The 20,727-nt window shown below is 68.7% G+C and carries 18 protein-coding genes, 1 tRNA gene and 3 pseudogenes; 12 read left to right on the forward strand and 10 right to left on the reverse strand.

The window, feature by feature from the left end; all coding sequences use genetic code 11:
* Positions 1-180 precede the first annotated feature (180 nt).
* Positions 181-795 carry a response regulator gene (locus OWM54_RS37480; RefSeq protein ID WP_267700485.1) on the forward strand — a complete coding sequence of 205 codons (615 nt, stop codon included), beginning with the start codon at positions 181-183 and terminating at the stop codon, positions 793-795.
* 3 nt (positions 796-798) lie between these two features.
* On the opposite strand, the gene speB is transcribed toward OWM54_RS37480, so the two are convergent.
* The 5 genes and pseudogenes from speB to OWM54_RS37505 form a co-directional block, all read right to left on the reverse strand.
* The gene (speB, locus tag OWM54_RS37485; RefSeq protein ID WP_223752000.1) at positions 799-1,836 is read right to left on the reverse strand and encodes an agmatinase; all 1,038 of its coding nucleotides are present in this window, start codon (positions 1,834-1,836) and stop codon (positions 799-801) included.
* Between the two features lie 43 nt (positions 1,837-1,879).
* Positions 1,880-2,404, reverse strand: coding sequence for a hypothetical protein (locus OWM54_RS37490; protein WP_223752029.1), 525 nt, complete (start codon positions 2,402-2,404; stop codon positions 1,880-1,882).
* Between the two features lie 45 nt (positions 2,405-2,449).
* Positions 2,450-3,250 (reverse strand): annotated as a pseudogene (locus OWM54_RS43470) (DUF4215 domain-containing protein); the annotation flags it as partial.
* 141 nt (positions 3,251-3,391) lie between these two features.
* Positions 3,392-4,414, reverse strand: coding sequence for a hypothetical protein (locus OWM54_RS37500; RefSeq protein ID WP_223785635.1), 1,023 nt, complete (start codon positions 4,412-4,414; stop codon positions 3,392-3,394).
* Positions 4,415-4,427: 13 nt separating this feature from the next.
* Positions 4,428-7,259, reverse strand: a complete 2,832-nt coding sequence (locus tag OWM54_RS37505) for a serine/threonine-protein kinase (protein ID WP_267700487.1) — start codon at positions 7,257-7,259, stop codon at positions 4,428-4,430.
* Positions 7,260-7,711: 452 nt separating this feature from the next.
* Between OWM54_RS37505 and OWM54_RS37510 the strand changes: the two genes are divergently transcribed.
* Positions 7,712-8,245: a hypothetical protein gene (locus OWM54_RS37510; RefSeq protein WP_223751997.1), complete on the forward strand. Its 534-nt coding sequence runs from the start codon at positions 7,712-7,714 to the stop codon at positions 8,243-8,245.
* On the opposite strand, the gene OWM54_RS37515 is transcribed toward OWM54_RS37510, so the two are convergent.
* Positions 8,242-9,231: an NAD(P)H-quinone oxidoreductase gene (locus OWM54_RS37515; protein ID WP_267700488.1), complete on the reverse strand. Its 990-nt coding sequence runs from the start codon at positions 9,229-9,231 to the stop codon at positions 8,242-8,244. The genes OWM54_RS37510 and OWM54_RS37515 overlap by 4 nt on opposite strands.
* 85 nt (positions 9,232-9,316) lie before the next feature.
* On the opposite strand from OWM54_RS37515, the gene OWM54_RS37520 reads away from it, so the two are divergent.
* The 3 genes from OWM54_RS37520 to OWM54_RS37530 are packed head-to-tail and all read left to right on the forward strand — an operon-like array spanning position 9,317 to position 11,336.
* Complete coding sequence (locus tag OWM54_RS37520) at positions 9,317-9,526, forward strand: DNA gyrase inhibitor YacG (protein WP_141333120.1); 210 nt, start codon at positions 9,317-9,319, stop codon at positions 9,524-9,526.
* Positions 9,523-10,254: a tyrosine-protein phosphatase gene (locus tag OWM54_RS37525; RefSeq protein ID WP_223785638.1), complete on the forward strand. Its 732-nt coding sequence runs from the start codon at positions 9,523-9,525 to the stop codon at positions 10,252-10,254. Before OWM54_RS37520 ends, OWM54_RS37525 begins: the two co-directional genes overlap by 4 nt.
* Before the next feature lie 17 nt (positions 10,255-10,271).
* Positions 10,272-11,336, forward strand: a complete 1,065-nt coding sequence (locus OWM54_RS37530) for a lysylphosphatidylglycerol synthase transmembrane domain-containing protein (protein ID WP_223751995.1) — start codon at positions 10,272-10,274, stop codon at positions 11,334-11,336.
* Positions 11,337-11,343: 7 nt separating this feature from the next.
* On the opposite strand, the gene OWM54_RS37535 is transcribed toward OWM54_RS37530, so the two are convergent.
* Genes OWM54_RS37535 through OWM54_RS37545 form a run of 3 tightly spaced genes read right to left on the reverse strand, consistent with a single transcriptional unit; the run spans position 11,344 to position 12,279 of the window.
* The gene (locus tag OWM54_RS37535) at positions 11,344-11,796 is read right to left on the reverse strand and encodes a hypothetical protein (RefSeq protein ID WP_267700489.1); all 453 of its coding nucleotides are present in this window, start codon (positions 11,794-11,796) and stop codon (positions 11,344-11,346) included.
* A gap of 58 nt (positions 11,797-11,854) precedes the next feature.
* A complete protein-coding gene (locus OWM54_RS37540) occupies positions 11,855-12,025 on the reverse strand; it encodes a hypothetical protein (protein ID WP_223752028.1) in 171 nt (56 codons plus the stop codon).
* Complete coding sequence (locus OWM54_RS37545; protein ID WP_223785640.1) at positions 12,022-12,279, reverse strand: ribbon-helix-helix domain-containing protein; 258 nt, start codon at positions 12,277-12,279, stop codon at positions 12,022-12,024. Before OWM54_RS37545 ends, OWM54_RS37540 begins: the two co-directional genes overlap by 4 nt.
* Positions 12,280-12,458: 179 nt before the next feature.
* On the opposite strand from OWM54_RS37545, the gene OWM54_RS37550 reads away from it, so the two are divergent.
* Together OWM54_RS37550 and OWM54_RS37555 are read left to right on the forward strand one after the other, a co-directional pair.
* The gene (locus OWM54_RS37550; protein WP_223785641.1) at positions 12,459-13,016 is read left to right on the forward strand and encodes a hypothetical protein; all 558 of its coding nucleotides are present in this window, start codon (positions 12,459-12,461) and stop codon (positions 13,014-13,016) included.
* A 231-nt stretch (positions 13,017-13,247) separates the two neighbouring features.
* Complete coding sequence (locus OWM54_RS37555; RefSeq protein ID WP_267700490.1) at positions 13,248-14,570, forward strand: hypothetical protein; 1,323 nt, start codon at positions 13,248-13,250, stop codon at positions 14,568-14,570.
* Positions 14,571-14,899: 329 nt separating this feature from the next.
* Here the strand turns inward: OWM54_RS37555 and OWM54_RS37560 are convergent.
* Positions 14,900-14,973, reverse strand: a tRNA-Ile gene (locus tag OWM54_RS37560).
* A 444-nt stretch (positions 14,974-15,417) separates the two neighbouring features.
* On the opposite strand from OWM54_RS37560, the pseudogene OWM54_RS37565 reads away from it, so the two are divergent.
* The 5 genes and pseudogenes from OWM54_RS37565 to OWM54_RS37585 form a co-directional block, all read left to right on the forward strand.
* Positions 15,418-15,874, forward strand: a pseudogene (locus OWM54_RS37565) (transposase); the annotation flags it as partial.
* Positions 15,875-15,972: 98 nt separating this feature from the next.
* The gene (locus OWM54_RS37570; RefSeq protein WP_267700492.1) at positions 15,973-17,226 is read left to right on the forward strand and encodes an AHH domain-containing protein; all 1,254 of its coding nucleotides are present in this window, start codon (positions 15,973-15,975) and stop codon (positions 17,224-17,226) included.
* Positions 17,227-17,244: 18 nt separating this feature from the next.
* A complete protein-coding gene (locus OWM54_RS37575; RefSeq protein ID WP_267700493.1) occupies positions 17,245-18,495 on the forward strand; it encodes an imm11 family protein in 1,251 nt (416 codons plus the stop codon).
* A 149-nt stretch (positions 18,496-18,644) separates the two neighbouring features.
* Positions 18,645-18,817: pseudogene (locus OWM54_RS37580) on the forward strand (transposase); the annotation flags it as partial.
* Between the two features lie 751 nt (positions 18,818-19,568).
* Positions 19,569-20,726 (forward strand): HlyD family secretion protein, encoded by a 1,158-nt coding sequence (locus OWM54_RS37585; RefSeq protein ID WP_223785529.1) that lies wholly within the window; start codon positions 19,569-19,571, stop codon positions 20,724-20,726.
* The last annotated feature ends 1 nt before the right edge of the window (position 20,727 follow it).

The raw sequence follows: 20,727 nt of genomic DNA on the forward strand, positions 1-20,727 counted from the left end.
GCGTCATTCCCACGATTCGCTGGAGGCGGTGCTGCGCCTTTCATAAACCACTCCGCACGTCCGTGAACGATTGCATCTCCGGGTGGTGGCCGTTCCCCGAGGATTCTCGCTTCATCCAAGGGGCAGGCCGAGTCCTGGCGGCGTGGCTTGGGGGCCACGCTGGTGCGGAGGAGCGGAAGCATGAGTCTGGTCCTGGTCGCGGATGATGAGCCCGCGGTGCTGGAGGTCCTCAGTCAGGTGGTCGAGGACCTGGGTCACGATGTGGTGAAGGCTCGCGATGGCGAGGAGGCCCTGGCCCTGGCCCGGACGCGTCGCCCACATCTGGTGGTGACGGACCACATGATGCCGCGCCTGAGCGGGGTGGAGCTCTGCCGCCGGCTCAAGCGCGACCCGGACCTGCACGGTGTGCCCGTCATCCTGCTGAGCGCGGTGTTGCCGCAGGGGGCGCCGGAGGCGGACGCGTTCCTCCACAAGCCGTTCGAAATCACCGACTTCGAGGCGCTCATCCACAAGTCGCTGATGGACGCGCCGAAGGGGGCGGCGGTGGGCGGGGGGCTGCCATTGGGGGCGTGGGCGGCCCGGGCGCTGCAGGGGCCGCTGGACGAGGCGCGGCGGCAGCTGCGGCGGCTGGAGGCGGGGGCGTCGGTGGACGCCGCGGCGCTGGAGGTGCTGCACGCGCAGCTCGAGTCGATGGCCTCGGTGGCGACGGAGCTGGCGCGCCAGCAGGGTGTGGAGCCCTCGGTGGTGCGGAGCGTGCCCTTCGGCGTGCGATTGCCGAAGGGCGGGGTGAGCTGACGCTCAGGCCTTCTGGGACTTCAGCATCCAGCCAATCATCTTGTAGAGCAGGCGGGCGCCGACGTTGCCGTCCCACTCGCTGCCCTCGGGGTCGGGGGCCACCTCGGTCAGGTCGAAGCCGACGATGGTGCGCCCGGAGCGGACGACGCCGGCGATGAGGGCCACGGCCTCCGGGAAGGACAGGCCGCCGGGGACGGGGGTGCCGGTGTGGGGGCAGAGGACGGGGTCCAGGCCGTCGATGTCGAAGGACAGGTAGACCTGCTGGGGGAGCAGGGCGACCATCTCATCGACCTGGCGGTTCCAGGGCACGCCGTCGAAGCGCTTGTTCTGGAGGGCGGCGTCGAAGAAGCCGTGGACGCGGCCGTTGGAGTCCTCGATGTAGCGGTGCTCCTCCTGGCTCATGTCGCGCAGGCCGACCTGGACGAGCGTCTTCACGCCGGGGATGCGCTCGGCGACGTTGTACATGATGGAGGCGTGGGACCAGGTGAAGCCCTCGTAGGCGACGCGCAGGTCGGCGTGGGCGTCCAGGTGGAGCACCCCGAGGCCGGGGTACTTCTCGGCGTGGGCGCGGATGATGCCGTAGGAGATGGAGTGGTCTCCGCCGACGGCGGCGACGCGCTTGCCCTGGTCGAGCCAGTGCTGGGTGGTGCGGTAGACCCACTCGTTCATCTGGTCGCAGAGGGCGTTGACGTCCTTGGCGGCGGCGAGGAGCTCGGCTTCACCGGAGTGGATGCCGCCGGCCTCGATGACGACCTGGGCGCGCTCCTTGGCGCGGGTGTTCCAGTCGCGCAGCTGCTGGGGCTCGGGGAGCATGGCGATGCCGCGCTCGTAGGGGCGGCCGGTCTCCACGTCGAAGAGGTCCACCTGGCGGCTGGCGTCGAGGACGGCGGCGGGGCCCTCGGAGGTGCCGCCGCCGTAGCTGGTGGTGGCCTCGAAGGGCACGGGGATGAGGACGACGTGCGCCTCGTCGGGAGAGTGGGGGAGTCCGAAGACGCCGGAGCCCGGCTGCGCCGCGGCGCTGGGGTCGAAGTGGGTGGCCATGGCGGCGGAGGATACGGACCCCGGGACGGGGCGCAACTGTCCGTTACGGACTGCGTCGGACGCCACACCGGCCGACGGGTTGGTCGTCGTCCTTCAGGCACTCATGGCGGCCATCGACCGGGTCACAGTCGCGGTCATCGGTGCACCCCGTGCCGGCCGGGCAGTCCATGCCAGTTCCTCCGCCCAGGGACGTCACGGTGAAGCCGGGGTTCACCACCGACTCGATGATGGGCTGATTGCCCTGGGGCCCTGGATGACGATGCTCCAACTCCAGACGTGTCCCTCCATCGGGTCGGCGGACGTTCAGTCGGAGGGCAGGAGGAGGCGCGAAGCTGCCTGCGTCCGGAGTGTCGCAGCCCTGCTTGGTCTCGTGGGTCGTAGCGTCACCGAGCGCGGAGAAGAGGTGGTCGGCCACGTCCATCCCGCTGCCCGGGGCAGAGGGTCTCACCTGGGCATGCGTGTCGAGGACCTCGCCATCGGTGTCGAACTCGAAGATGCAGCGGCCGACACCGTCGCTGACGATGAGGATTTCGCCATCCCGGACTCCCCCGTCCACCAGGTCGAGCATGATGACGCCTCGGGCGTGGGCAGGCTCCTGCTGATGGGTGCAGGTCGCACTGCATGAACCACATGCGCTTGTATTGCCGTCATCGCATTCCTCGCGAAGTTCATTCGTGTCGAGGACGAAGCCGTCTCCGCACGTTGCGTTCTTGCAGGTGCGAGGGCACGCATCGGTGTCGACGTCATTGCCGTCGTCGCATTCCTCGCCTGGGTCCACCAGGGCATTTCCACACTTCTTGAGCGAGCGGCAATCGGAGCGACAGGGACCGTCGAGAAGGGGGCCGTCATCACAGGCTTCGTGGTCAGTTCCCTGGACGTTGGTGAACCCGTCACCGCAGCGGGCGCTCACGCACGTGGTGAGGCAGTCATCGCTGTTGGACTCGTTTCCGTCGTCACATTCCTCGTCGATGTCTCGAATCCCGTTCCCGCACGCCTCCATGGACCTGCAGTCACTGCTGCACTTGTCTCCGTTCGCCCTGTTCCCGTCATCACAGAGTTCGCCAGGGTCGAGGAATCGGTTCCCGCAGCTCTCGGTGGAGGTGCAGGTCGCATTGCATCCATCACCCGAGGCTTCGTTGCCATCGTCGCAAGCCTCTCCGGGGTCGAGGAGTCCATCGCCGCAGCGCCTCTGCGCGCAGTATTGATTGCATCCGACGCCGCCGTCGGCGTTGTAATCACATTCTTCATGCAGGTCCACCAGCCCGTTTCCACAGCGTTCGAACATGCAGTCAGGGCTGCATCCATCTCCAGCCACGGAGTTGCCGTCGTCGCATTGTTCTCCTTCGTCTTTCTGGGTGGTCGCATCGCCACAGAGACCCTGGATGCAGCGGTCTTCCTCGGCGGCGCAGACCATCCCAGCAGGACATACGAGCCCGTTCTTGCAGGTCACGCTCTTGGACTCGATGCATGCGGCGGTCGTGAGGACTGCGAGGCATGTCACGACGATGCTTGGGATTGAGCTCGGGGAAGCATTGGGGAACACGAAGCGCCTCCTTCAGAAGCGAATGGTTGCCACGACGCTCTGTGATTCGGATTCGACGACGGGGACGATGACCACGGGTGGCGCGAGGTCCTCCGCCGTCAGCCGATAGGACCGCTGCCGGTTCAGGTAGAGCAGCACGGTTCCCGTGATGGCGGTGGCTCCTCCCAGTGCATAGCCGCTGTAGGCAGCCGCCCTGAAGCTCGCGCCCTTCTTGTGAAGGCTCTTCAACTCGGGCGTGAGCGTGCTTCCCTGGGGACGCTCGATGCGTGCATCGAACTTCCCGAAGGACTCATTCGCCTTCCAGTGCATCCAGCCACCTCCGCCCGCCGCCGCCAGTCCCGCGCCCAGCACGGTCCACGGCACCCACGCGGACCACCGTCGTCGGTACCGGATGACCTCCTCCTCCGTATACAAATCCAGCGCGAGCTTCGTCCGCTCCCCGGGCATCAAGGCCTGACGCTTCTCCGTCGGCAGATACCCGTCCTTGAAGGCAATCACGCTGTGCATCCCGGGCCGGATGAGCCCCTGGTATCTCCCCGGCCCCGTGAACAGCGGCTGTCCATTCAGCGTGACGATGGCCCCCCGCTCGTCACACCGGACGTCCACCCACGCCAACTGCTTCTCGAGCAACGCCTTGTACGAGCGCGCATGCTCGTACCGGTTCGAATCCAGCGGGTCCGCCCCATGACTCAGCGCCGATTCCAGGTGCTTGTGCACCTCGATGGGCTGGTCCAGGTTCATCAACGCCAGCGCCAGGTTGTAATGAATCGCCGGATGGTTCCAGTGCCGCAGCGCCCGCCGATAGCTCCGGCTGGCCTCCACGAAGACCGACTCCCGCAGCCGCTCGTTCCCCTCCAGGAAGAGCGCCTGTGCCGCCTGCTGCTCGTCCCGAGGCACCCCCTGCGCCCACGGGCGATTCCCGCCGACCTCCAGCGGCGAATCCAGCCGCTGCGCCTGCGCCAGCATCCCCCACAACGACACCACCACCACGGCCAGCCCGCGCCCACGCGAGCCCCAGCTTCGCATCACCGACATGGCGTGCCTCACGTCACTTCAACGTTTCGATGAAAGGACTTCCGAGCGTCGACTGGATCCGCAGCGTCCGCTCCTGCTCGCGCTGCAACAGCCGCTCCGCCTCGGCGCGCGCCTGCCGCGCACTCAACGCGCTCTGCTCGGCCCGCCGCATCGCCACGTTCGCATGGAAGCGCGCCCACTTCGCCCGCTTCAGCGCGGTGACGAGCTCGGCGTTGCGCAGCACCAGCGTCTCGTTGGTCGCCTCGACCCGCTCATTGGCCTCCTCCGCGCGAGACTGCGCCGCCCGTCGGTCCTCCTCCTTGGCGCGCACCTCCGCGAGCCGCTCCTGCGCCTCCGCCTCCGAGCGCTTCGCCAGGAACTCCGCGTTGCGCGCCGTCGCCTCCGCGCGCAGCGCGATGATGGCCTGGTGCTCGGCCTCCTGCTGCGCCTCCCGGATGAACACCAGCGCCACCGCCGCCGCCGCGAACAGCATCGACACCAGCGCCACCGCCCCCACGATGAACGCCCGCTTCACCCGCGCCAGCCGCTTCGCCTGCGCCCCCACCGCGTCCAGGAACGCCCGCTGCGACTGCGGCAGCTCCCCCCGGTAACGACGCTGGAAGCGCCGCGCCTCGTCCGCCATCTCCCCCCGCCACAACAAACCGCCGTCCCGCCCCTTCGCCTGCCACTGCCGCGCCGCCGCACGCAACTGCTCCAGGAACGCCGCATCCTCCTGCCCCTCGTCCAACCACCGCTTCAGCGTGGGCCAGCTCCCGATGAGCGACTCGTGCACCAGCTCCACCGACGAGCCCGAGCTCCCGCCCGTCTGGATGACCAGCAGCCGCGCCTGCCCCCACCCATCGATGAGCCGCTGGAGCGCGTCGGTGTCCCGCGTCAGCTCCCGCAGCTCCTCCATCGACACGATCGCCCGCGTGCGCTCCGCGGTGACCAGCCTCAGGCACACCGCGCGCGCTAGCGCCCGCTCCTGGGACGACAACCCCGCCAGCACGCTGTCCGCATGCGTCGCCAGCGCACCCGAGATTCCCCCCATCCGCTGGTACGCGCCCTCCGTCAGCAGCCGCCGGCCCGGGTCTCTCGCCTCCCACAGCCGCGTGGCCGCGAACTGGAGCAACGGCAGCGCGCCCGGCGTCGTCTCCAGGTGCTGGAGCATCTGGTCCACCATCTCCGGGGACTCGAACCGATAGCCCGCCAGCTCCGCGGGCTGCACGAGCGCATCCCTCAGCCCGTCCTGCTGCGGCGCCGTGAGGAAGAACAGCCCCGGCGACAGCTCCGCCATGAACCGCTCGTCCTCCGACACCCGGTCCAGGAAGTCCGAGCGCAAGGAGAGCACCACCCGGATGGGCGACGTCGCGTCGTCCGCGATGCCCGACAGGCAGGCGGTGAAGGCGCGGCGCTCGGCCGCGTCCGGCACCAGCGTGTACAGCTCCTCGAACTGGTCGATGAAGAGCACGATGCGCCGGCGCTCCCGCCGCGCGCGGGCGCGCAGCACGGCGCCCACGTAGCCGGGCTCCCGGCGCAGATGGGCGGAGATCTGCTGCTGCTTGCGCAGGTCCTCCTCCAGCGTGGGGGACGACGTGACGAGCGGCGCCACCATGCTGGCCAGCGCGGCCAGCGGGTCCCTCCCCGGGCGGATGATGAGCGACTCCCAGGGGATGCCCGAGCGCTTGAGCACCGGCACCAGCCCGGCGCGCACGAAGGACGACTTGCCCGCGCCCGAGGGCCCGACGACGGCGAGCAGCGGCCGGTCCTGCAGCCGGTTGACCAGCGCCGCCGTCTCCCGCGCCCGCCCGAAGAACCGCGGCGAGTCCTCCTCCTGGAACGAGCCGAGCCCCGCATAGGGGCTCTCGTCCACGCCGACGTCGGGGATGAACCGGCCGGGCAGGAACGGCTCCAGCGCGCGCAGCACCGCGAGCGCATCCGGGAAGCGCTGCTCCTTGGGCTTGAGCAGGCAGCGGTCCACCACCGAGGCCAGCTCCCCCGGGATGTCCGGCAGCACCGCGCGCAGCTGCGGCATCGGCTCGTCCATCATCGCCGTCACCATCAACTGCGGACCCCGCAGCGGCTCCATCGGATGTCTGCCCGAGAGCATCCGGAACAACATGATGCCCACCGCCCAGATGTCCGTGCGGTGGTCCACGCCCACGCCGTTGCCCCACTGCTCCGGGGACATGTACGCCAGCGTCCCCAAGAGCGCTCCCTGGCGCGTCAGGTGGACCGACTGGTCCATCCGGCCCGGCGGGGGGAGCAGCCGCAGGCCCTCCAGCAGGACGCGCGGGTCCGTCTCCGCGCCGTGCTCGTCCCCCTGCAGCACCTTCGCGATGCCGAAGTCGAGCACCTTGATGGTGCCCGCGTCCGTCACGATGATGTTCTCCGGCTTCAAGTCGCGGTGGACGATTTTGTGCGCGTGCGCGCACGACAGCGCCCGCAGCACCGGGGACATCAGCTCCACGGCGCGCGACGGCGGCAGGCGCGGACTGCTCTTGAGCAGCCGGTCCATCGGCTGCCCCTGCAGGTACTCCAGCACCATGTATGGGCTGCCATGGGCCTCGCCCACCTCGTAGATGATGACGATGTTCTCGTGGCTGCACCGCGCCGTGGTGCGGGCCTCCAGGATGAAGCGCTGGCTGAACTGCGCGTCCTTCGAGTGCAGCAGCTTGATGGCCACCCGGCGGCCCAGGCGCGTGTCCCGCGCCAGGAAGACGGTGCCCATGCCTCCGCTGCCGAGCTGCCGGATGAGCTCGTAATGCTGGATGCGGGCTCCGGGGCCGAAGGCTCCAAGACCCATCGGAAGCGGAGCGCTGGGGTGGGGCGCACTGCGGGCGGACAGCGAGGGTTCTGGCTTCATGGTCTGCACTCGACGAGGCGAGGGGACACCTCTGGAAAGCACGCGCGGCCCGCGCCACCGCGAAGGGTGCGGGCCGTTCATCGGGGACGCGGAAATGAGCGCTGGCGCGCCAGGGATGGGGCCTCGGGCCCGTCCCTGGTCGCGGGGGTGACTGACGCCAGCCTGGGCGAGAGCGTGGGGGGACTCGGGAGTCGGACTTTCCGGAGAAAGCTCTCGTTGCCAATCTTGAGCGGACGCGTCTGCTTGCCTATGTGAACGCGAGGGCAGGCGTCTGTCATTTGATGGGCGCCGGGCCGGAACCATGCAGACACTTGCGCGTGCGGTCCTGGACCACCCCGGCGCTGCTCAGCGCGTGCGAAGTCGGCAATCCGTCAGCGCGCCCCGCGTCAGGAGTCCAGGGGCTCTGTCGGTTCGAGGACGCTCGGGGGCCATCCGTCTGCTATCGTCACGACATGGCGAAATGGCTCGTGCCCCTGCTGACGCTGCTGGGAGCGGCGTTGATGACAGGATTGGGATATCTGTCGTTCACGGCGGCGCTGGCGGTGCCGCTCCTGATGCTGGCGGGGGCCGGGTTGGTGCTCGTCGCGCTGGTGCTGGCGGTGCTCCCGGTGCGCAGGAGGGTGAACTTCCTGTCCCTGGCCTGGATGCTCGCGGGCCTCGTGCTGTCCTACCTGGGGCTGACGCGCGGCACCTCCTGGCGCTTCGACCAGCTGGAGGTCCGCTTCGCTCCGCTCATCGCGGCGCTGGAGTCCTATCACGCGAGCAAGGGCGCCTATCCCGAGTCCGCGAAGGAGCTGGTGCCCGAGTGGATCGCCCAGGTGCCCACGTGTGATGGGGTCGAGCCCGAGGGCCCGGCCGCCACGTTCGCCATGGACATCGGCTATCAGCGTCGGGAGGACGGCTCGTTCGGCATCACCTGCTACACCATCGTCTTCTGGAAGTACTCGTACGACTCACGCCAGAAGCTCTGGTATGGCTGGGATTAGTCCCAGCGCACCACCAGCTTGCCCACCGAGTCGTTGCGCGCCATGCGCTCCAGGCCCTGGGCGAGTTCGGCCCGGGGCAGCACCGCGTCCACCACGGGGCGCAGCGCGCCCGAGCGGAACAGCGGCAGCAGGTGTCGCTCCGCGCTCTGGACCAGGGCCATCTTCTCCTCGAGCGGCCGGCTGCGCAGCACGGTGCCGGTGATGCTCAGGCGCCGGGTGAGCCACAGCCCCAGGTTGACCTCCGTGCTCGCGCCGGCCACCAGGCCCACGAGCAGCATCCGGCCCCTGGGCGCCAGGGCCTGCATGGACTCGGGCACGTAGTCCCCGCCCACCAGGTCCAGGCACAGGTCCGCGCCCCGACCTTGTGTGAGCTCACGGACCGGGCCCGCGAAGCGCGGCGGCGAGGACTCGCACACGAGCGTGTGCTTCACGCCCCACTCGGAGGCGCGGGACAGCTTCGCCGCGCTGCGCCCGGTGCCCACCACGCGCGCGCCCGTGGCCTGACACAAGAGCGCCGCCGCCGAGCCCACGCCGCTGGCCACCGCGTGCACGAGCACCGTCTCGCCCGGCTTCAGGCCTCCCTGGAGCACCAGCGCGTCGTACGCGGTGAGGTACGCCTCCGGCAGCGCCGCGGCGTCCGTGAAGTCCAGGCCCTCCGGCATCGGCAGCGTCTCCCGCTCGTGGGCCAGCAGCTGGTCGGACCACGCGCCGCCGCCCACCAGCCCCATCACGCGGTCTCCCACCTTGAAGCGGTGCGTGCGCGGGCCCACCGCCACCACCTCGCCCGCGTACTCCAGGCCGGGGACGTCCGGCGCCACGTCCGGCGGGGCGGGGTAGAGCCCGCGAATCTGGAGCAGGTCCGCGCGATTGAGGGCGGTGGCGCGCACGCGCACGCGCAGCTCTCCAGGGCCGGGGATGGGCTCGGGGCGCTCGTCCTCGGCGAGGACCTCGGGGCCTCCGGGCGTGGTGATGCGGATGACCTTCATGGCGGGCCTCCTCCTGCTGGCGGGCGGGCACGAAACGTCCTGGCCCACGAGAGCGTCAAGGCTTATCTAAGAAGGCAGGTCCCACATGAGCACGCCCTCCTGTCCCATCTGCAAGAAGCCCGTTCCTCCCCGTCCCGAGAACACCTCGTTCCCGTTCTGCTCGCGCCGCTGCCGCGCGGTGGACCTGGGCAAGTGGTTGGGGGAGGAGTACCGCATGCCCGACCGCCAGTCCGATGAGACGGAGGACGAGCTGCCGCCCGGAAGCCATCCCGACCGCCAGCGCGAGGATGCGTGAAGGGCTACGTCGACCTGCACTGCCACCTGCTGCCCGGAGTGGATGACGGCGCGCGCTCGCTGGAGGACGCGCTGGAGATGGCGCGGGCGCTGGTCGACCTGGGCTTCTCCACCGTCGCCCCCAGCCCCCACGCCCGGCCCGAGTACGCCCCCGTGGACGTGGTGGAGGCCCGCCTCGCCGAGCTGACGGCCGCCCTGGCGCGCGAGCGCATTCCGCTGACGCTCGGCCGCAACGCGGAGAACGTGCTGGACGACGCCTTCCTGCGCGCCCTGGGCACGCCCGCCGCGCGCATGCTGGGGGCGGGGAAGGTGACGCTGGTGGAGCTGCCCTACACCGCGCCCGTGCCTGCGCTGCCGGACATCCTGTTCCGCATCCGCACCAAGGGCGTGGTGCCGCTCATCGCCCATCCGGAGCGCTGCGTGGAGTTCGAGCGCAAGGGGCGCGCCGCGGAGGCGGTGCGCACCGGCGCCCGGCTCCAGCTCGACGTGGGGGCGCTCATCGGCCGCTACGGCCCCACGCCGAAGAAGCTCGCGCGCGCCTTCCTGGAAGAGGGCCTCTACGCCGTCGCCGCCACGGACCTGCATGGGCCGGTGGGGGCGCGGGACTGGCTGGGGCGCTCCCTGGCGGAGCTCGTCGGCCGGGTGGGGGAACAGACGGCCGTCCGGCTCCTGCGGGACAACCCCTCCCGACTGCTGGCCGGAGAGTCGCTGGAGTCCGACCAGGACTGACGGTATACCCGGCCGCCGTGAAACGCGCCGTCAAGCTCGCAGCCAGCCTGCTCGTTACCCTCGTCTTCCTCTGGTGGGCCTTCCGGGACACGGACTGGGGGACGCAGCTCAACAGCCTCAAGTCGGCCAACTACATCTGGTTGCTGCCGTACTTCGGTTGCCTGCTGGGCATCCACGTCTTCCGCACGCTGCGCTGGGGCAGCCTGTTGTCGGGCCTGGAGCGGGTGCCCTTCCGCAAGCTCAACGAGGCCTCCGCCATCGGCTTCATGATGCTGCTGGTGCTGCCCTTCCGCCTGGGCGAGTTCGCCCGGCCCTTCCTCATCGCCCAGCGCAGCTCCATCCGCCGCAGCGCCGCCATGACGTCCGTGGTGCTCGAGCGCATCGTCGACGGCCTCTTCGTCGCCGCGTCCATGCGGGTGCTGCTCTTCTTCGTGCCCACCGAGACGCCCGAGGTGCGCTACGTCAAGCTGGGCTCGTGGCTGATGTTCGCGGTGTTCGGCGGCGGGCTGCTCTTCCTGCTCTTCGGCCTGTGGCAGCAGGAGCGCACCGTGCGCCTGGTGCGCGCGACGGTGGGCCGCTTCGCGCCGGGGCTCGCCGACAAGGTGGCCGACATCGTCGACACCTTCGTGGGCGCCATGCGGCAGCTGCCGGACGCCAGGCAGGTGGTGCTCTTCTTCCTCTTCACCGTGGGCTACTGGGGCCTCAACGGCTTCGGGATGATGCTGCTCGCCAACGCCTTCGACTGCTCGGGCGTGGCGGCCGGCGCCGCGTGCCAGCCCATGGAGCTGTCGCTCTTCCAGGCGTACGTGGTGCTGTGCGTGCTCGTGGTGGGCGTGATGATTCCGGCGGCGCCGGGCATGGTCGGCACCTTCCAGGCGGCGTGCAAGGTGGGCCTGAGCCTCTTCCTGCCGGCCACCGTGGTGAACGCCGGCGGGCTCGCGTACGCCAACGTGCTGTGGATGGCGCAGACGGCGCAGACGGTGGGCCTGGGCCTCATCCTCATGTCGCTGGGCCACATGTCCTTCAAGGACATCGCGGGCAAGCTGGAGAAGGAGGGCGAGGCTACGGCCCCCAGCGCGTGACGCGGGCTCAGTACGGGGCGTCGTCGGGCTGCGTGTCGGCGCCCGGCGCGCTGTCGGCCGGAGGCGTCGACTTCCTCGGCGCCTTCGTCGAGCCGAGCGAGCCCTTGAAGCTGCCGAAGGGAGTGTCGATGCGCTGCTCGCCGCGTGTCTCGATGGCGTAGCCCTCCGGCGCGCACACGGCCTTCGCGGTGTCACGGATGGAGACGATGGGCGTGTCGACGGCGGTGCGCTCTCGCGTGGTCGACTTGGCGACGAGCTTGTCCTCGCGCATCAGCACGCACTGGTCGTCGCCGTAGTACCAGGCGGAGGACCGGTCGGGGAACTCGTGGGCGCGGGTGGGGCCCTGGCCCATGGCCTCGACGACCTCCCGGGACGTCATGCCGGGGTAGAGCTTCTGGAAGCCACCGGGGCCGGCACAGCCGGAGGCGGCGAGGGCGGCGACGAGTAGGACAGTGCGCATGGCGGCAAGCCTAGCCCGCGCGTGTCGGTCGCCTCCAGGTGCCGCGTGGGCGGGGCTCCTACAGCTCCTGGTCCAGCCAGCGGATGATGGCATCCCGGATGGAGGAGGGGCGCTCGGAGGAGGGGCGCGGGCGGGGCAGGCGGAAGGCGCCGTCCCACTCGCGGCGTCGCAGGACGGGCTGGGGCTCGCCCAGACGCGGGGAGGCGCCTCGCTGGGCGAGCATGCTCACGACTGGCCCTCGGGCTTGGCGGCGCCGCGGCCGTACTTGCCGAGCAGGTCCTCCACCGCCTCGCGCAGGTACTCGCTCTGGTGGATGCGGGTGCGCCGCGCCAGCTCGCGCAGCTTCTGCACCTGCTCCTCGGGGACCAGGACGTGGGTGGAGACGATGTCGGCCTCGGGGCCCCGCGCGTCGACGGGCGTCTCCGTGGCGCCCGATGACGGGGCGAGCTCGGGGCTCAGGGGGCTGGCGCTTCCATCCTGCATGGGGGTTCCTCCCGGGGGGACTGCTACAGGCCGCTACTGACGTGTCCGGGCATTAGGGGGGTGGTCCGGGGACTCGTCAACAAAACGGCCCGGCCCCCGAGGGGTGGAAGTGACACCTTTGTTAGCCGGTTTCTCAAATTGGTGTGCTAATCCGCGCCTTCCTCACCTGGAGCACACTGATGAACTTCCGTCGTCTGATGGTTGCGGTGGTCGCTGTGTTTTCTTTCTCCGCCTTCGCGGAGGGGAGTCGGGAAGTCGCGACGGCGGCCAAGGCGTGTACGCCGGTGCCGTTCTCGCTGACGTCCATCAATGCCTCATCACTGGAGCCCGCTCGCGCGACGTGGAACCTGGGCTCCAACGGTGGTGCGTGGCACTACCTGCATCCGATTACCGCGTACATCACGCCCCAGTGTCCCACCACGCCCACCACCATCCAGGCGGTGATGCAGGAGCTGGCGTGGGAGAACCAGGGCTTCCCCTCCGCCGAGGATGGGACGTTCACCAACCGGGCCGGTCTGTCGCAGAGCATCCTCCTGACGTCGAACTACTACGGCAACGGACTGGCGCTGCTGGCCGCCATCGACGCCTTCGCGGGCGGTGGCGAGGTGCAGGCGTGGCTGTCGACGCAGGAGGTGCCGTGCCACAACTGCCATGAGTTCAACCAGTTCGCGGTGCTGTACTACCCGGCCAGCCGCAAGGTCGTCGTGCTGCAGGGCTACACCGGCTACGACTCCTGACGTCTCGTCGTCCCCGGGCGCCGGTCCCCTGTGCTGGGGCCGGCGCCTTTTTCGTTTCATGTATCAACCCAGGTCTCCTCGGGGCCCGCGGCGCTGTGACGGGATTGACACGTCGTGCGGCCGGGTGCTCACGTTATTGTGATTTTCCCCGAGTAGCCCACCTGGAGCGGAATGATGCGTCTTCGCAAGGTATTGATTGCATGTCTGGCGTTGTCTGGAGCGACGGGCTGTATGGATTCGGGTGGGGAGCCGGCGCCCGAGCAGTCGCTGGCGGTCTCCGAGGCGGAGGCGACGGCGACGCGCATCTACGCGTCCGAGGCGTCGCTGGAGCTGAGCTTCGAGACGATGGGCACGTTCGAGACGCGCAACGGGGTGCGCTCGCTGGTTTTGAAGGCGACGGCGAACCGGTATCTGCAGTACGTGTTCAGCTTCGTGCCGGATGACGCCTTCGGCACGGCGAACATCATCAGCGAGCGCCGCTTCGAGGTGGTGCTGCCGGTGGGGCACGAGCTGAACTCCATCCTCTCCGGGCTGCCGCTGTTCATCACGGTGAACACCTTCACGGGCACGCCCACGCAGTACACGGCGCGCATCGAGGTGTACCCGCGCTTCTTCGACTTCCGGGGCACGTCGCCGGTGTGGATCGACGAGAAGGTGGACCCCGTCTATGTGAAGGACCCCATCAGCAGCCTGGTGTACCGGGGGCGCGCGGACGTGCTGGCGGACGGGCTCCTGGTGACGGGGCCGGATGGGATTCCGCAGGTGTCACGCGTGGACGCGGACACCTTCAAGCTGGACTGGTCCTACTCCGCGGTGGAGCAGGCGATGGACCCGACGACGATTCCGCTCGCCTTCAACGTGATTCAGGGCGGGCAGGCGGTGTCGCAGAAGACGGCGCGGCTGGTGCCGAGGGTGACGAGCCTGGCGGTGACGACGGGGGACCCGTACGAGGTCTGGCCGACGCCCGCCTGTGAGCTCGCGGTGTATGACTGCATCCACGCGCAGCCGGCGGGGACGCTGGACTTCGGGCTGTGTGGCTCGTACCGCCAGGTGTCGCGGTGCCAGTACGTGACGAACATCTGCGACCAGACGCCGAACGTGCCGTTCGCGCTGACGGAGATCGACGCCTCGGCGCTGGAGGCGGCGCGGGATGCGTGGAACGACGGCTCGAACAACGGCGCGTGGCACGGGCTGGACTCCATCTCCGCGTACACCACGCCCCGCTGCTCGCAGCCGGCCGCGAGCCTGCGCGCCGCGTACGACGCGCTCCAGTGGCCGGGGTACCGGGACATCCCGGCGTTCGAGGCCGGCACGGTGACGAACCGCGCGGGCCTGGCGAACAGCATCCTCTTGAGCACGAATTACTACGGTGACGGCGCGGCGCTGCTGGCCGCCATCGACGCGTTCACCGGAGGCGGTGAGGTGCAGGCGTGGCTGGGCACCCAGGAGGTGCCGTGCCAGAACTGCCACGAGTTCAACCAGTTCGCGGTGCTGTACTACCCGGCCAGCCGCAAGGTCGTGGTGCTGCGCGGGTACATCGGTTACGACTCGTGAGTTGCTGAGGTCGTGACTCGGGCCGGTGCCCCTGGCCGCGCATGCTGGCGCGGTGGGGCGCCGGGTTCAGTTCCTCCACGAGTGCTCGGTCCGCCGTGGCGAGTGGCCCGGCGGCTCGCTCGCCCTCCTGCGCGGCGAGGTGTCCTGTGGGATGGAGGGCCCCGAGGTGCTGGAGGCTCGTGGTGGCCTTCCCGGGGGAGCAGGGGGGCCAGTCTCCACCCGGGTCCTGTCCTCGCAGGCTGGCCAGCGCGGGGATGCCAGGTCGGCTGCAGCCCCGGACCACGAAAAGAAAAGCCCCGGAATCACTTGGGAAAGTGAGTCCGGGGCAGTGGCCAGGGTCGGACTTGAACCGACTACCTGCGGATTATGAGACCGCCGCTCTAACCAGGTGAGCTACCTGGCCACAAAGTGACGCCCGTATAGCGGGACAAGGACGCCGCCGCAAGGACTTCGACGCAGGGAGGCTCGGGAGGAGCGCCCGAGGCGGACTGTCGGTCCTGGCTCATGGCGGATGGCGCTGGCAGCAGGGCCTCCCGCGCTCCGGGCTTCAGGTCGTGACTCCTGGGCTCTGCGAGAGCGTGAGACCGGTTCTCTGGACCGCCCGCCAATCGACTCTCTGAGGTGGAGCGCCGCATCCTGGGGGGGAGGCAACTCTCAGTGGTCACCCAGAACCGGCCAATGAAGTTCCCCTGAAAGCGGCCAAAGGGGAGGGCCGAGACGTTGACGCCCGGGAGGAGTGGGGCCTCATCTGCGCCACCCACAACCTTCTCAAGCTCTTCCGCGCGACGGCAGCGTTGGGGGTAGCCCAGTTCCGTAGACACCCGAGATGTGATGGACGGAGCCCGGGATGTCCGCGAACGAGGAGAAGCAGAAGAAGCCCAGCAGGCCGCGCCGTGAGTTCTCGGCGGAGTTCGAGGCTGGGGCGGTGAAGCTGGTGCTGATGGAGGGTAAGTCTCTGCCGCAGGTGGCCCGTGACCTGGACCTGCTGGAGTCGGCACTGCGGCTGTGGGTGGAGCAGACGAAGACGGACCAGGGGGAGGGCAAGCCGGGTGCGCTGACGACGGCTGAGCGCGAGGAACTGGCTCGGCTGCGCAAGGAGAACCGCGAGCTGCGACTGGAGCGGGAGATACAAGAAATGCAGCGGCCTTCTTCGCGAAGGAGTTGGAGTGAAGTTCTCCTTCATCGACGCGAAGAAGGCCTGCCTCCCGGTTGCATCCCTCTGTCGTCACCTGGGCGTCTCGCGCAGTGGCTACTACGCCTGGGCGAAACGGCCCGAGTCCGCACGAAAGAAGAGTGACAGGGCCCCCAGCGTCGACCCCTGCCGCTGCATGGAGCGCCGTTTCTTCAGGCTCCCGGGGCAAGGTGAGTCTGCTCTGGAATTCCATGGACTTCGACCCTCAAGATGGGGGGCCATGACGCGGAGCCCGTCGAACTGGACGAGGACGAGTTCGCGGAGGCGGTCCAGAAGCTGGCGCGCACCGCGCCTCTGTCCTCTCGGCCAAGGGAAGCGGCGTTGAGGCTGTTCAACCTGGGCCAGCCCCGCGCTTCCTCTCCTGTGCGCGGGCGCCTGGGATTGGTCTCCGTCGAAGATCCGCAGCGGGGCCGGCTTCTCGTGACTGAGGAACCGGACACGGAAACAGAGCTGGCGAGCGCCTACGGACGCTGGTGCCAGCGCCAGAAGAAGCCCCGGGACTGTCTGCGTCTGCTGGACGAGGACGTCACCCTGGACGAGGAGGGCAAGCGCACCCTGGCCTTCCGTCTGGCCCTGGATGCGGTCTGGGACGAAACGGCCGAGGCACTGGGCGAGCTGACGGACAAGGATGCGATGGTGACGATGCTCGCCACAACGGGAGCTATCTACTTCGGCTTGTGGCTGGTGCCCGACCCGGTGCTTTCAAAGGGCATCGCCGCGACCCTGACCGTCGTGCTGATTGGCTACCTGGGCTGGGACACGGTGTGGAGCCTGGTGAAGGGCTGGAGGGTGCTGGCGAAGGAGGTGGAGGCGGCGACCACCTTCGATGAGCTACAGGACGCAGGAGAGAAGTACGGGAAGGTGATGGGGCAGAACGCGGCGCGGGCGTTCATCATGCTCGCGATGGCGGCGCTGGGCAGCACGGCGCAGACACTGGCGACGAGGGTTCCCGCGCTCCCCGGCTCAGCGCAAGCCTCGCTGGTGGGGGCGGGGCAGGGCGGCTTCCGGCTGGCGGCGGCGGGACAGGTCACCTCGGTGGCGGTGGCCCCGGGAGGCGTCATCACCATTGCACTGGACCCGGAGGCTGTCGCGGAGACGGCACGCGGCACGAGTGCCGTTGCGTCCGAGCCGGTGGCGACCTCGGCCCACGAGCACCACATCGCCACGAACAAGTGGTGGGACTCCATCAGTAACGGTGGCCCGTGGTCACCCATCTTCCAAAAGCTCTTCGACCGGGCGGGCATGTCACTCAATGACGCGGCCAACAAGGTCCGCGTGCGGGGCCATAAAGGGCCTCACCCCGTGGAGTATTATCGCGATGTGTTCAAGCGACTGAATGAGGCGATGGAAGACTGTAGCAGTATGAAACAGTGTCGTGAGTCGCTCACCAGTGCCTTGAGGGAGCTTGCCGAGGAAATCTCTACCCCAGGCTCCAAGCTCAACAGGCTCGTGACTCGGACTTGAGACAGGGTGGAGCCCTTCATGCCGATGCGGTACTTCGAGCTGTTCGATGACGTCTACGTTCCTGGGCGCTGGCAACTGGGCGACCCGCTCGACGAGACAGGCGGAGAAGTGGCCAATCCATGGATGTTCAGGAAGGGGGAGCCCGTCCACGTTGAAGGGCGCCTGACGATTCCGCTCGACCGGCCAGGCAAGTCGCTGGATTTCTCCATGGCCGGTGTTGGCGTCACACCTGTTGTTCACGCGAGGGTAGCCTCGGTGCTTGCCAGCCTGGCTCCTGATGACGTTCAGCTCTTTCCTGTGAAGGTCGCCTCGGAGTCGGAGCCGTACTTTCTCGTCAACGTGACCCGTACTGTCCGGTGCATCGACGACAGCGCTTCGGAAGAGGTGCGCTATTGGAAGCCGGAGGATGGGCGCCCGGAGAAGGTTGGCAAGTACCGGGCGGTGTCCGGCATGCGCATCGACCCGACGAAGGTGGGCGGCGCCAAGGTGTTCCGGACCTGGGGGTGGAGCATCGCGCTCATCGTGTCCGAGGACATCAAGGAGGCACTGGAGCACGCGGGTGTCACGGGCATGAAGTTCGAGGAGGTCACCGGCCCGAGTGCCATCAGCCCGGAGGAGCGCGAACACAACCGGAAGCTCCTGGCGCTTCGGGATGAGACGGACGTGGCCCGCGAAGCCTTCTGGCGCACCCTGGGAAAGCTGGACGACGAGGTCATCATCCCCATCGTCGTTGGTGGCAACTGGCCCGCCCGGCGCCAGGTCTGGCGTGTCATCCACCGCCCCGAGGGGCGGACTCTGCTGGTGACGGACGGGCTGTCAGACTTCTTTGTGGACCGCGCTGAGCCGTCCGTGGGCTTCGGCCTGGAGCTTGCCCTGGAGACGGACGAGCCCCTCGGAGACGTCGAGAAGAGCTGGCCCGTGCTGCTCCTGGAGCGGGTGGGGAACGAACTCGCGGGACACGAGAGCGTGCGCGAGAAGGTGAAGGTGGGCTTCCTTTCCATGGAGGTCGCTGGCCAGGGCGTACCAGAGCCGCTGCTGACGAAGGAGGGCAGGGTGGGGGTGCTGCTGGGCATGGCGCCGAGCACGCTTCCAGCCCGCTTCACCATGCCGGCCGGAGAGGTGCGGCTGGTCACCGTCAAGGTGCTGATGCCCGTGGAACTGGCGTACCTGCTGGAGCACGGGAAGCGCGGCCGGGACGAACTGGTGCAGCGCTTCGCTCAGGAAGGGCAGGAGCACCTGTCTCGCACCTGGCGCCAGCCCGTGGTGTGACTGCCACATGCAGGGATAAGGTGCGTCATGGAACTCAACACCGGCCAGCGCCAAGGTTCGGGAGCTGGCCGGTGTCATTACGGAGAAGCTGGAGCGGGAGGAACATGCGCAGCCTCTCCACCTGCTGACTCGGTTACTGCGGGATTGGGCAGAACGTCTCCGCCCTGGTGGCCTACGGCGCGGGAGAGGATGTGGGCACCGGCACCTGTTGTCCGTGACTCTGGGCGGCAGCGAGTCGCAGGACTCGTGGCTGGAACTACTGCGCCAACTGCTGGAGCGGGGGCTGACGGGCATGAGGCTCGTCATCGCCGACGGGCACGCACCTGGGCGCGACCCAGCGACTCCAGGCTCGGGGCTACGGCTCCGACGGCCGCGTGGATCCGGTGACGGCGAAGAAGTTCCACGAGGGCGTCAAGGTGCCCCGAGAATGCCCCGCAGCATTGCTTGAGAGGGTTGGCCGTACTTCTCGGGTAGGCCTCTGCACCCGCGCCCGCCTTCACACGCCAGAACTGGGCGCGAAACCAGCTCAATCAGGCCAATTTGCTCATCAATGCTGGTGCGACACACGGTGAAGCAGAGATACATGGCGGGGAGCCTGTCCGACTTGCAAGGTTGGGATTGAGGTGGCGCCCGACTTGAAGACGTCGCCAGAAATAAAAAAAGAGGAGCTGATGGAATAATCCCCATCAACTCCTCTCGGACGATCTTGAAATGAGGTACGACCCGCCGAGACATCCGGCGTCAAGACAACTCACTACTTAGCGAGCCTTGGGGCCGCCGCGGACGTGGATCTTGATCTTCATGTGTGCCTCCTTTCAAGACGAACGCTAAGTGTAATCGAGTCTGGATGTCAAATCGAACAAGCGATCAATGTGCGACGCATTGCGGCGATGTGAACGAGCGTCCGTGTCGCATCGAGGTGCCTGTATTGAGTCAGAGGGAGAGTGCATCATTCAGCAGCGGCCGAGGTGTTGACACGGTGCGACCATTAAGGCGACTTTCGTTCACGGACCATGGCATATCCCTTCGAGCGGACCCTTCGTTCCCTGAACTACGAGTCGGACACGCGCCTCGTGTTCGTCGCTCTGATGGTCTTGTGTGCTGGCGGGCTCGTCGCCTGGTCGTTGTTCGCCAAGGTCCCGCTCGTCAAGGCCAGCTCACAGGCGCGGATCGAGCCCCATAACGCCGTCCATCGCATCGAGCCGCCCAGTGCGGGCAGGGTCGTGCGCTCGTTGCTCAAGCTCGACCAGACGGTCAAGGAAGGCGACCTGCTCATCGAGTTCGACGCACGGGCCGAACGCCTCGAGCTCGAGCGGAGCCAGGCGACGCTCGCCGCGACCGAGAAGGAACTCGCCATCATCCGCCAGCAGATCACCAACAAGCGCGACGAGGCGGCCCTGACGGCGGCGGTGGACGAGGTGGCCATCAAGGAGGCGCTGGAGCGGGAGCAGGAGCTCGCGCCCAGGCACCGGCTCGCGGTGGAGCGCGCGGAGCTGGCCCTCAAGAGCCCGACGGGCGCGGTCTCCGAGATGGAGAAGCTCGAGCGCACGACCGACGTCGACGCGCTCCGCTCCGCGAAGGCGGCGCAGAGCCTGGCGCTCACCCGACTGCGACGCGAGCAGAACGTGCGCCGTCAAGCCCTCGCCGCGCAGCTGCTGGAGCTCGAGCGAGAGGCGCTGGGCGCCGAGGGGCGCATCCGGGAGCTCCAGGGTGCCATCGACCGCCTCGAGTACCAGATTGACCGGAAGCTGTACCGGGCGCCGGCCACGGGCCACCTGGTCGACGTGGCGGAGCTCGGCTCGGGAGCATTCATCGCCGACGGGCAGCGGGTCGGCACCATCGTCGCGAGCGACGCCGAGGTGCGCGTGCGCGCCCGCTTCCCGAAGGAGGTCGTCGGGTTGATCGAGCCCGGTCAGACTGCGCGCCTCAAGCTCGACGGCTACCCGATGACCATCTACGGGACGGTCCCCGCCAGGGTGACCGCCGTCGGGACCGAGCCCGGCCAGACCGCCACGCCCGAGGCCATCCCGGGCACGGTGCGCGTCGAGCTCAAGTTCGCGCCGCCGGAGGACCCCCGCATCCAGCTTCGCCACGGCATGACCCTGTCGGTGGAGGTCGAGGTCGCGCGGGCGTCGCCCGTCGCGCTGCTGATGCGGGCGGTCGGCGAATGGAATCCGCAGCCCGATGAGCCGCCCGTGACCGTGTTTCGGCCCGAAGCCGAGGCCCGCTGAC

The organism is Myxococcus sp. MISCRS1 (assembly GCF_026626605.1).
In the GTDB taxonomy this organism is placed as follows: Bacteria; Myxococcota; Myxococcia; order Myxococcales; family Myxococcaceae; genus Myxococcus; species Myxococcus fulvus.